The organism is Flavobacterium tructae (assembly GCF_002217475.1).
Classification (GTDB): Bacteria; Bacteroidota; Bacteroidia; order Flavobacteriales; family Flavobacteriaceae; genus Flavobacterium; species Flavobacterium tructae.
The window spans coordinates 23,704-35,994 of the sequence record NZ_MUHH01000015.1; the positions used below are offsets into that span (position 1 = coordinate 23,704).

Here is a 12,291-nt window from a genome sequence, read left to right on the forward strand (position 1 = left end):
CATGATAAAAAATAAAACAATTCAAAACAGTATCGCCATTGTGATACTGTTTTTATCCGGAATTAGTTTTGCACAGCAAAAAGCATCCAACACCGTCTCATTAGACGTTTTTTATGCTAAAATTCAAAGCGAAAAAAAACCACAGATTATTGATGCACGCGGTCCTCAAGAATTTGCTCTTAATCATATCAATGGAGCACAAAATTTTAATTTGGAATCGAAAGACTATGCCAAACGCATTGCTGCCTTAGATAAAACAAGACCGGTTTTTACCTACTCCATTGGTGCAGGCAGAAGTGTCTGGCTTGCAGACGAATTGCTGAAAAACGGTTTCAAAGAAGCTTATAGTTTAGAAGGCGGAATTGCCAACTGGATTGGAAACGGAAAACCTTTTTACTCCAATTCAAAAAGTAAACTAACCTTAATCGAATACAACAAAATCATTTCAGAAAATAATGATGTTCTCGTTGATATTGGTTCTGTTTACTGTGGTGCCTGTAAAAAGGTAAAACCTGTTTTAGAAACCATCAGAGCACAATACGGAACTAATTTAAAAATCGTGGAAATTGATTTGGAAGACAGCCCTCAGGTAATCGCCGACTTAAAAACAGTAAAAGTTTTCCCTACTTTGATTTTATATAAAAAAGGCAAAATTGTTTTCAAAAAAGAAGGTCTCGGAGATTTAAAAAATGATGTAGATGTCGCTTTGGCTTCCAAATAAAAACCGCTAAATAATTGCATACAAACCCGACAGATTTCAAAAACCTGTCGGGTTTAATCCAGTAAAAACAACCCTTAAAAATGTCAACCCAAACCAAACAATTTACCCTCCACGAAGACTGGACTGTCGTCGTTCTTGGTTTTATCATCATCGGAATTTCCCTTTTTATTTTTCTGCCTGAGATTCCAACTTTCAAATGGTCAACCGGAACAGATTTAGTAGTAGACGTGTTTAATTTCGGAAACCTGAAAATCATTGGCTTACAATTTATATATCTGACTGCGATTGGAACTCTTGGTGCTTTTTTAATTGGAAAATCAGTCAAAAACTTTCTACTGGGTTTTCCCATCGTTTATGTGTTAACCATCTTTGCCCTGGTGATCTCCGGAAATACCACCATCAAAGATCTAAATCTTGAAGCGGTGATTTTTAGTTTAATCATAGGTCTCTGTCTCGGTAATTTTTTCATCCTTCCAAGGTGGTTTCGTTCCTCTCTTTCAACAGAGGTATTTGTCAAAATTGGCTTGGTATTACTGGGAACCACTGTTATTTTCTCAGACATTCTAAAAGCAGGTTCACTTGGGCTTATTCAGGCATTAGTGGTTGTACTGTCCGTTTGGTACTTTGCCTTCTGGCTGTGCAAAAAATTAAAAGTTGACGATGAATTAACAATGATGATTTCCAGCGCGGTTTCGATTTGCGGAGTTTCCGCGGCAATTGCGACTTCGGGTGCCATCAAAGGCGACTCAAAAAAACTGTCTTACGTGATTTCAATTGTTTTGGTCACCGCAATACCCATGATGATTTTCATGCCTGTAATTGCTAAACATTTCAACTTTCCTGAAGAAGTAACCGGAGCCTGGCTGGGCGGCAGTATTGATACTTCGGGAGCCGTTGTCGCTTCAGGCTCCTTGGTAGGCGAAACCGCTTTAAAAATTAGTACAATTGTCAAATTCTCTCAAAATGTACTCTTAGGACTAGCTGCTTTTGCCATATCCGTTTACTGGACTTACACTCAGAACAAATCGGAAGAAGCTGTAGCATCAAAACCAACCTTAGGTGTTATATGGGAACGTTTTCCAAAATTCGTCATTGGATTTATTGCCGCTTCACTCCTCTTTTCCTTTTTTTTGACTGCCGAAGTGAGAGACGAAGTAAAAGACGGCCTAAAAAACCTGCAAGGCATTTGGTTTGCCCTTGCTTTTACCAGTATCGGACTGGAAACCAAATTTAAAGATTTACTGGGCAATACCAGCCGAAAACCTTTATATGCCTTTTTAATAGCACAATTGTTCAATATCATTGTCACGCTGATCATTGCTTTTTTACTTTTTAAAGAATAATAATCTAAATCATTTTTCGAACACTTTAAAACGTAACTTATTGTATCTAAAACACATTTCATTAAAAATAAATCGCAGAGTTGTTCTAAAAAACCATAATTTACTCTACTTTTTTAAAGCTATGTTTATATGTCTTAAACCGATTCAACAAAAGATAAAACCAGTTTCAGCAACTCACAACATGAATTAAAATGAAAAAAACACTCCTAACACTCCACCTCTTATTTTCGACAGTACTTTTCGTTTCCGCACAAAACAAAACCACTACCCCTTCTTCAAAACCAAACATCATCCTGATTCTGGTCGACGATATGGGCTATTCTGATTTAGGTAATTATGGTTCCGAAATAAAAACACCCAATCTTGATCAGCTAGCCAGTGAAGGTTTACGTCTTCGCGAATTCTACAACAACTCAATTTGCGCTCCAACCAGAGCCTCCTTGTTAACAGGACAATACCAGCACAAAGCCGGAATGGGCTTTTTTGATATCAATCTGGGTCTGCCAGCTTATCAGGGATACCTCAACAAAGAATCTTTGACATTGGGAGAAGTTTTCCGTTCCGGAGGTTACAGCACTTTACTTTCAGGAAAATGGCACGTGGGTTCCGAAGATCAGTCGCAATGGCCTAACCAGAGAGGCTTTGATAAATTTTATGGCATCTTAAAAGGAGCTTCCAGTTATTTCGACAGCAAACCTTTGCCTTTCGGAAAAACACCTTATCCGGTAAAATTACTTCGAAACAATGAAGAACTCCATCCTAAAGACGATTCTTATTATTTTACTGATGAAATCGGAAACAACGCGGTGACTTTTCTCGACGAACAAAACAAAGAAAATAAGCCGTTCTTTCTGTATTTAGCTTTTACCGCTCCACACTGGCCACTACAGGCAAAACCGGTAGACATTGCTAAATACAAAGGAAAATTTGACGAAGGCTGGGATGTTTTAAGAGAAAAAAGAATCGAAAAGCTAAAAGCAAATGGCATTTTATCTGCCAATCAAACCGTATCATCAAGAGATTCGGAAGTACCGGAATGGAATAAACTTACCTATGACGAAAAACAATTCTGGAAAGCCAAAATGGAAGTTTATGCCGCAATGGTAGACAATATGGATCAGAATGTGGGTAAGGTTTTGAATAAATTAAAAGCGCTAAAAAAAGATAAAAATACCCTCATTATATTTATTTCAGACAATGGTGCGCAGGGCGGTTTCAATACCTACAATCCGTTAGGCAGAGGTTTAGTCCGAAATGATGGTCCAATTGGAACTTCAGGTTCCTTCGATTATCAGGAACAAAACTGGGCCTATTTATCAAATACTCCCTTACAACAATACAAAAACAATATGCACGAAGGCGGCTTCAGTTCTCCATTTATTGCCTGGTTTCCTTCAAAAATAAAAGGAGGCCGCATTGATAAAGGTACCGGACACATTATTGACCTTGCCCCTACTTTTTATGAATTGGCCGGAATTGAATATCCAAAAGAATACAATGGTGCAAAATCGAACCCGTTGGCAGGAAAAAGTCTTCTGCCGGTTTTATTTGACAATGCTTCCGAGGTCAACAGAGGAGCTCCGTTATTTTGGGAAAGAGCAGGAAACAGAGCGGTACGCGATGGAAAATGGAAACTGGTATCGATTTACCCCTCTTACGAGTGGGAACTCTATGATATCGAAACAGATCGCGGTGAAACCAATAATGTAGCCAAACAGAATCCCGGTATTGTCAATAAACTATCGGCTGCCTATTTTGATTGGGCCGACCAGACAGGAGTTGTAGAATACAGTAAATTCAAACTAAAACAGGAAGTTATGCCTGGTGGCGCCGCCTTAAAAAAGTAATCGAAGCTTCTTTTTACATTTTATAAAGCATTTAAAAAGACAGAAAAATAAGTAAAAAACAACTCTTACTTCTTTTTCTGTCTTTTTTTATATTCGAAAACAAAAACAAACAACTAGAAATCAGTATTTTAAAACAAAATCTATCCTATACTTTACCTGTTTTCTTGCACTCATCTGAATTAATTTTAAAAAACTTTTGGATTTTATTATTTTAAATTTAACTTTGTCTATAGAATTAGTAGAGATTAAATTTTAAAAAACTACATTTTGAAAACAACTGCAAGTACATCGAATTATATACTTCCCAAAAAATATACCTATAACACTTTTTGTTATATGTGCTTCTGCCGTTAATTCTTCCATTATTTCGTTTTGACTCGATTTCATTCCTAAAATCGAAAGTCATCCCCAAGCACAAACAGATCCTCTCTTTGGTAACGGGCACGAAACCGGATCACCCTATCAAGCAAAAATATCATTCGCTTAAAAGCAGGTTATGCCTTGATAAACCTTATGATTCAACAATTTAGATATTATTATACTGTAAATTAAACGGTTTTTATTTCGGGGGTTTTTAGTTTTAAACTAAATTTACTAGTACGATAAAATTGTTTTTTTACGAATGAAAGTTCTTAAAATACTACAGCAAAAAATAAATTAACCATTAAACCATTAAGCCATGGCTGAAACAAAACAACAACAAACAGCATTAGGAGATGTTGCAGCAAGACAATTAGCAATTGCAACACGTACCGTTCCACAAATTGGAACAATTACACCACGTTGGTTAACGCATCTTTTGCATTGGACACCAGTCGAATCGGGTGTATTTCGTTTGAATAAAGTAAAAGACGGAAGCCATATCGAAGTAGATTGTTCAGCAAGAGATGAAAGAGTTTTACCCAATACTTTTGTCGATTATATCGATAATCCGAGAGAATATAATCTTGCGGCAGTTCAAACGATTGTTGAAGTACATACAAGAGTTTCAGATTTGTACAGTAAACCGTACAATCAGATTTCTGAACAACTTAGATTGGCGATCGAAACCATTAAAGAGCGCCAGGAAAGCGAATTAATCAACAATAAAGATTATGGTTTGCTCAGTAATGTTGCGCCTTCGCAAATTATTAAAACCAGAACCGGTGCACCAACGCCAGATGATTTAGACGAACTACTGACCAAGGTATGGAAAGAACCGGGATTCTTTTTACTACATCCTTTGGCAATTGCAGCTTTTGGCCGTGAATGTACACGTCGTGGTGTTCCTCCTCCTACTATCTCTTTGTTTGGATCTCAATTTTTAACGTGGAGAGGAATTCCGCTTATTCCATCCGACAAATTGCCTATCAAAGACGGAAAATCAAAAATCATTCTATTGCGTACAGGCGAAAGCCGTCAGGGTGTTATCGGATTAATTCAGCCAGGATTACAAGGCGAACAATCACCGGGATTATCAGTTCGCTTTATGGGAATAAATGAAAAAGCAATTGCATCCTATCTGGTATCGCTATATTGCTCACTGGCCGTATTGGTAGACGATGCCATTGCCGTTCTTGAAGATGTAGAAATTGGAAAGTACCATGAGTATAAATACTAACAACAACGGTTTACCCAATATTGAGGATTTGCAGCTTTTGGCTAACGAATTGTTCAGTACGTTACCTAACGAATTTCCCAAAGAGATTTCGTTAAGTCCTGATCGTAATGAACATCCCCGTGCCACAAAAGTTGCAGAAACCTTCCTGAATACGGGAAACTTCAGTGGCCACAACCCGGCAGCTTTGCCCTTGCAGGACGCGCCATCTTCACCAACTGCTTTACCAGCATTTAGTGGATTTGGAGCAGCACCAACTGTTGCTAATTATGGCTCAGGAGCTTCAGCTTTATATCCAAATGCCGGAGCCGGATTTGATACTCAAAGTGAAACTTCTCCATTGGGAATTTCACACGGAAATAATGTAAATGTCAACAATCCGCAAACCGGTTTTTATGACGAAAATTTTGGGAATAACGGAGCCGCTCAGCTAAATGAAGAAAGTTTTTTTTCGAAATTGTTTTTAAATAATGAATATCTGCCTTTTCAATCCCAAGGTTCTTCGTTTGAAACAGAATTAAAAGCAGCATTGGCTTTTGTGGATACAAAATTTACAAAACGTGCCAACCTTCCGTTAAACGGAAATGAGATATCAAATTCGTACTACTTTTTAGAGCAAAATCCGTTTGCCTTTGATCAGAGAAATTCGAATTTAATCGTTGGAAATACTTTTGAAAAACAAGATTTTGGTGGTATTTCCGGTTCTCATTTTGATGCTAACCGCATCAAAAAAGATTTTCCTATTCTAAGAGAAACAGTAAACGGAAAACCTTTGGTTTGGTTTGATAATGCTGCTACGACGCAAAAACCGCAGTCGGTTATTGATCGTATTGCCTATTTCTACGAACATGAAAATTCGAATATCCATCGTGCTGCTCACGAATTGGCTGCCCGTGCATCGGATGCTTATGAAGCTGCCCGCGAAAAAGTAAAAACGTTCCTGAATGCCAGCTCCGTAAACGAAATTGTATTTGTTCGTGGTGCTACTGAAGGTATTAACCTTGTGGCACAAAGTTGGGGCGATTATAATTTAGTTGCAGGTGACGAAATCATTGTCAGTAATTTAGAACATCACGCGAATATTGTTCCGTGGAAACGCCTGGCAGATAAAAAAGGATTAAAACTTCGTGTAATTCCGGTTGACGATGATGGTCAACTTTTACTGGATGAATATGCAAAATTGCTGAATTCAAAAACACGTCTGGTTGCTTTTACTCAGGTATCAAATGCATTGGGAACTGTAACCCCGGCCAAAAAAATTGTCGAAATGGCTCATGCCGTTGGAGCAAAAGTTCTAATTGATGGCGCACAATCGGTTTCACACATGAAAGTTGATGTTCAGAATTTAAATCCGGACTGGCTGGTTTTCTCCGGACACAAACTTTTTGGCCCAACCGGAATTGGCGCTTTATACGGAAAGGAAGAATTATTAAATGAAATGCATCCTTACCAATCTGGTGGGAACATGATTCAGGATGTCACTTTTGAGGAAATAAAATACCACAAAGCGCCCAATCGCTTCGAAGCCGGAACGGGAAATATTGCCGATGCAATTGGCCTTGGAGCAGCAATAGATTATGTGACAAAACTAGGAATAGATGCGATCGGTCAGTACGAACATCAGTTGTTAGACTATGCGACAAAATTGCTAAAAGAAATCCCGGGCGTTCGATTGATCGGTACAGCAGCAAACAAGGCAAGTGTTCTTTCTTTTAATCTGCAAGGTTACACAAACGATCAGGTGGGACAAGCCTTAAACAAAGAAGGTGTTGCAGTACGAACCGGACATCATTGTGCGCAGCCTATTTTGCGAAGAATGGGAGTCGAAACTACTGTTCGTCCGTCTCTGGCTTTTTACAATACCACTGAGGATGTTGATACTTTTATCAAAACCTTATGGGAACTTAAAAAAGTTAAATTTTAAAAAAACAACACCGAGAAATAACAAGTTAGATCTCTTTAAAAAAAAATAATTACTTTTTTTAATATTTTGAGTAGTTATTTCCAAAAGCGATTGTTTCAACACAATCGCTTTTTTTGTTTGAAAAAGTAAACTTTAAAAAATAATCAAACAAAAGATTAAATATCAAACATAAAATTACAATTTTAGCTAAATATTAAGATTTAAAACATCATAAAAGTAATTTAATTACACAATAAACAATAAAGTGTTTTATTTTTCTCTAAAAATAGTAAATTAAAACCATTTTGTTATAAATATCACAAAAACAATTGTTTTAGTGATATTAAATGTTAAATAAAGACTACTTATTAACAGAAAATTAAGACATTTGAGAAACTAACCAAAAATATTTACAAATGAAAATCAACTTTAAGTTTTTTTTGGGGCTATTGATCACATTATTTATGCAAATAGCCAATGCGCAGGAAGGATCTATTACAGGGAAAGTTACTGACTCAAAACGAGTTCCGCTTCCGGGAGTTAACATTCTTGTAAAAGGAACAAAAGTCAGTACTCAAACTGATTTTGACGGAAATTTTAAAATAACAGCAAAAAAAGGAGACGTACTAACAGTAAGTTATGTCAGTTTTGCAACTGTACACGTCCCTGCCTCCAATTTAATGACCGTTCAACTGGTCGAAACACAAAATGAACTGGAAGCCGTTTTGGTCGTTGGTTACGGAACACAGACCAAAAAGAATTTAACGGACAACATTGCCCGCGTTACGGCAAAAGATATCCAGCAAATACCTGTTTCAAACGTTCAAAATGCGCTGGTGGGTAAACTTGCCGGTGTACAAATCACTCAGACAAATGGTAAAGTTGAAGGTGGTATAAATGTTAGAGTTCGTGGTGCTGCCAGTATTAGTGCGGGAACACAGCCTTTATATGTTTTAGATGGAATTCCCTTGATTACAGACAACGAATCCAGCAACGGAGCGCCAACAAATCCATTATTGACTTTGAGCCCTAATGAAATCGAGTCTATTGACGTCTTAAAAGATGCTTCTTCTGCAGCGATTTATGGTGCACGTGGTGCTAATGGAGTAGTAATCATCACTACCAAAAAAGGAAAAGACGGAAAAGGAACTTTCTCTCTTAATTTCTCGCAAGGTGTTAGCGAAGCTACTCACAAGAGAAAGTGGCTTAATGCAAAACAATATGTTGAATTAATACGCGAAGCCGGAAAAAATGTTGATGATTTGGCCTCGGTAGAAGAAGAACTAGATCGTCTGGCTCAGGGAACTGACTGGAGAAATGGAGAAATTGATACGGACTGGCAGGATATCGCCTTTCAAACGGGATATACCACCGATGCTGATTTTTCGGTTTCCGGTGGAGACGACAAAACCAGATACTTCTTTTCAGGAGCTTACAACAACACTACCGGAATTATCGACAGTAACAGTCTGGAGAGAATAACCGGAAGATCTAATTTATCTCATAAACTATCAGATCGATTTACTGTGGGAATGAACATTGGTTTTTCAAGAGCCATCATCAACAGAGTGCAGGATGATAACTCTTTTACATCACCTTTACAATCCGTAGCGCAGGCTCCAATATCACAGGCAAGACTGGCAGACGGAACGGCAAACCCAAATACAGAATATGCTAACTACTTATTGGCAAAAGACAATACTTTCTGGAAAACCATCATGCGCAGACTTACCGGAAAAGTTTTTGGCGAACTTAAAATAGTAAAAGGTCTGAAGTTCAATTCTGATTTTTCTTATGACTACATGACTCAGACAGAAGACTACTGGCAGGGAAAAAATGCTCCTTTTATGGCAACTGACGGTGCTGTATTTGCAACCTCTGTAAATACCGAAAATTATATTTTCAGTAACTACTTTACCTACGACAAAACATTTGCAGAAAAACACGCTCTGAATCTTGTTGCCGGTATGGAACTTAACAAGTACAACAATAGATATCAGGATGTAAATAGCATCTACTTCCCTAACGACGGTTTTCAGACGATCGACGGAGGAGCCGAAATTAATGAAGGACACGGTAGGGAAATTGATTATGCATTTGTATCTCAATTTGGAAGATTAAGCTATGCTTTTGATGGCAAATACCTTTTTAAAGCCAGTATTCGTCGTGACGGCTCTTCCCGTTTTGGAAAAAACGAACGCTATGGTGTTTTCCCTGCACTCTCTGCCGGTTGGGTAATATCAAAGGAAAATTTCCTGAAAGAAAATCCGGTTTTAACGTATTTGAAAATAAAAGGAAGCTGGGGTAAATTAGGAAATGCCGAAATTGGAAACTTTGCTTCACGCCAGTTGTATCAGACAAATCCCTATAATTTAAAATCAGGACTTACCTTTGATCAGCCAGGAAATGATAATTTAACCTGGGAGAAATCGACTCAAATTGATTTTGGTGCCGAACTGGGCTTTTTAGATAAAATTACTTTCGAGGCCGATTACTACCAAAAAGACACAGACGGATTGCTTTTTGATGTTCCGCTTCCTAAAAGTGCCGGTGGTGGCGATTTAGGAACCATTAGCAAAAATATCGGAAAAATCAGAAGTAGTGGTTTCGAATTCACTTTAAACACCAAAAATATCACAACCGAAAATTTTACCTGGACAACAAGTTTCAATTTAACGACCAATCAATCTAAAGTAAAATCGTTACCCAACAACAATGCTGATGTAATAAGCAGTTATACCATTAATAGAGTTGGTGAAAACATTTCGTCTTTCTATTTGGTAGAATACGCAGGGGTTGATCCCGCAAACGGAGATGCACTTTTTGTAAAAAACACAAAAAATGCCGATGGAAGCATTGACAGAAGTACCACTAATGACTATAGTGAAGCACAGAGAACCATTCTTGGGAATCCGTTTCCAACCTTAATGTCAGGACTTACCAATACGATCCTGTACAAAGGAGTTGATTTTTCATTTACTTTCCAGGGAGAATGGGGTGCCAGTATTTACAACACTGCAGGAATTTATCAGTCTACAGCAGCCGATTATTTTGACAACCAGACTCTGGATCAGTTAGACCGTTGGCAAAAACCGGGAGACATTACCAATGTTCCTCAGGCGAGATTTGGCGGTACAAACGGTACCCAAAATTCGAGCCGCTATCTGGGCAAATCAGATTTCATACGTTTAAGAAACCTGACTTTAGGATATTCGTTACCTAAAAAGACAGTAAGCGACATGGGAATGAGCAATTTAAGAGTATACATGACCGCTGTAAATTTATTGACTTTTACCAATTATAAAGGTTCTGATCCTGAGTCACGAAGAGACGATATCACAAGAGCAAATCCTAATATTGGACAGGAATTTTATTCGGCTCCGCCAGCGAGAACAATTGCGATGGGAGTAAATATCAATTTTTAAATCGATCAAGATGAAATCAAACACTATACTATTATTTATGTTTTTTGCAGTCTTTTTTACAAGCTGTCAAGATGAATTAAACATAGAACCAAAGCAAAGAGAAGACGCTTCTGTAACGTTAAGTACAGAAGAAGGGGTTACCAATGTACTCACCGGAACTTATGCTCTTGCTGCAAGAGGAAATGCTTACGGAGGAAGAATCTTAGTTTACGCCGATTTACTGGGAGCAACAGGTGCAACTGCCACTACTGAATTTAGATTCAGAGGAAGTTTTGGCGAATTAAGACAAATGTATATCAAACAAATGCTTGCTGATAACGTAATCATCACCGGAACTTACTCCAGATGTTACGAAATCGTAAACGCTACCAATACCGTTATCGACAATATCAGCAAAGTAAAAGATCCGGCCAAACAAGCCCGAATGATTGGTGAAGCTAATTTTTTAAGATCACTTGCTTATTTTGATTTAGTGCGCTTTTTTGCAAAACCATACGTTAGCGGTCAGGCCAATAATCAATTAGGAATTGTAATAAGAGACAAAGCTATTTATGATTTCAACGCCGATTTATCAAAAGAAAGAAGTACGGTTGCCGAAGTATACAAAGTAATCATTGACGGATTAAATCTTGCCTACACCAATCTTCCAAAAGACAATAGTTTTTATGCTGATAAATATGCTGCAAAAGCCCTATTAGCGAGAGTATATCTACAACAAGGCAATTACGCTTTGGCAAGAGACGCTGCCGATGATGTCATCAAAAACAGCGGACACTCATTGTCTACAAAATATGCAGATGCCTTTAATCATGATACCGATCAGGCTGAAGATGTATTTGCTATCCAAATTACAAAACAAACCGGAGTAAACGATGCCAATACCTTTTATTCAGCTGAGAATAATGGAGGACGCGGAGGTGACATTGCGATCAGAGATCCTTATCTGGAAAAATTTACAGATCCTAACGACGATCGTGCAAAATTCAATTATGTAAACCCTGTAAATGACAGAATACTAACCCTGAAATTTACCGATCAGTTTGCTAATGTAGGGATTATTCGTCTGGCTGAAATGTACCTCATCAGAGCCGAAGCCAACTTTCGCGCCGGAACAGTGGTAGGCAACACTCCGATTGACGATATCAACATCATCAGAACAAGAGCCAACGCACAAAAACTAACCGCAGTAACACTTGATGCCATTTTATTAGAACGCCAATTCGAATTAGCGATGGAAGGCTTTTCTATTCACGATATCCGAAGAACAAAAGGCTCCATTGATGTAAGTGTCGACGGTGACGGATCTGAATTATTATCTTATGATGCGGATGTACTGGTATTTCCTATTCCGATCTTGGAAATGGATGCCAACAAAAAAATCACCCAGAACCCGGGTTACAGCAAATAAAATTACTTAGATTCTCAGGGACTAAGATGCTGAGATACTAAGATTTT

The 12,291-nt window shown here is 38.0% G+C and carries 7 protein-coding genes; all 7 read left to right on the top strand.

The genetic code is table 11. The features are described from left to right. Position 1: 1 nt before the first annotated feature. The 7 genes from B0A80_RS04040 (at position 2) to B0A80_RS04070 (ending at position 12,244) form a co-directional block, all read left to right on the top strand. Entirely contained in the window at positions 2-721 is a 720-nt protein-coding gene (locus B0A80_RS04040) for a thioredoxin domain-containing protein (protein WP_089076509.1), read from the top strand. 80 nt (positions 722-801) lie between these two features. Next, entirely contained in the window at positions 802-2,064 is a 1,263-nt protein-coding gene (locus tag B0A80_RS04045) for a YeiH family protein (protein ID WP_089076510.1), read from the top strand. 191 nt (positions 2,065-2,255) lie between these two features. After that, the gene (locus tag B0A80_RS04050) at positions 2,256-3,911 is read left to right on the top strand and encodes an arylsulfatase (protein WP_089076511.1); all 1,656 of its coding nucleotides are present in this window, start codon (positions 2,256-2,258) and stop codon (positions 3,909-3,911) included. A 679-nt stretch (positions 3,912-4,590) separates the two neighbouring features. Then, a complete protein-coding gene (locus tag B0A80_RS04055) occupies positions 4,591-5,511 on the top strand; it encodes a family 2A encapsulin nanocompartment shell protein (RefSeq protein ID WP_017496006.1) in 921 nt (306 codons plus the stop codon). After that, complete coding sequence (locus B0A80_RS04060; protein WP_089076512.1) at positions 5,495-7,432, top strand: family 2A encapsulin nanocompartment cargo protein cysteine desulfurase; 1,938 nt, start codon at positions 5,495-5,497, stop codon at positions 7,430-7,432. Before B0A80_RS04055 ends, B0A80_RS04060 begins: the two co-directional genes overlap by 17 nt. Before the next feature lie 395 nt (positions 7,433-7,827). After that, the gene (locus tag B0A80_RS04065; RefSeq protein WP_017496009.1) at positions 7,828-10,836 is read left to right on the top strand and encodes a SusC/RagA family TonB-linked outer membrane protein; all 3,009 of its coding nucleotides are present in this window, start codon (positions 7,828-7,830) and stop codon (positions 10,834-10,836) included. 10 nt (positions 10,837-10,846) lie between these two features. Next, positions 10,847-12,244: a RagB/SusD family nutrient uptake outer membrane protein gene (locus B0A80_RS04070; protein ID WP_070907192.1), complete on the top strand. Its 1,398-nt coding sequence runs from the start codon at positions 10,847-10,849 to the stop codon at positions 12,242-12,244. Positions 12,245-12,291 lie beyond the last annotated feature (47 nt).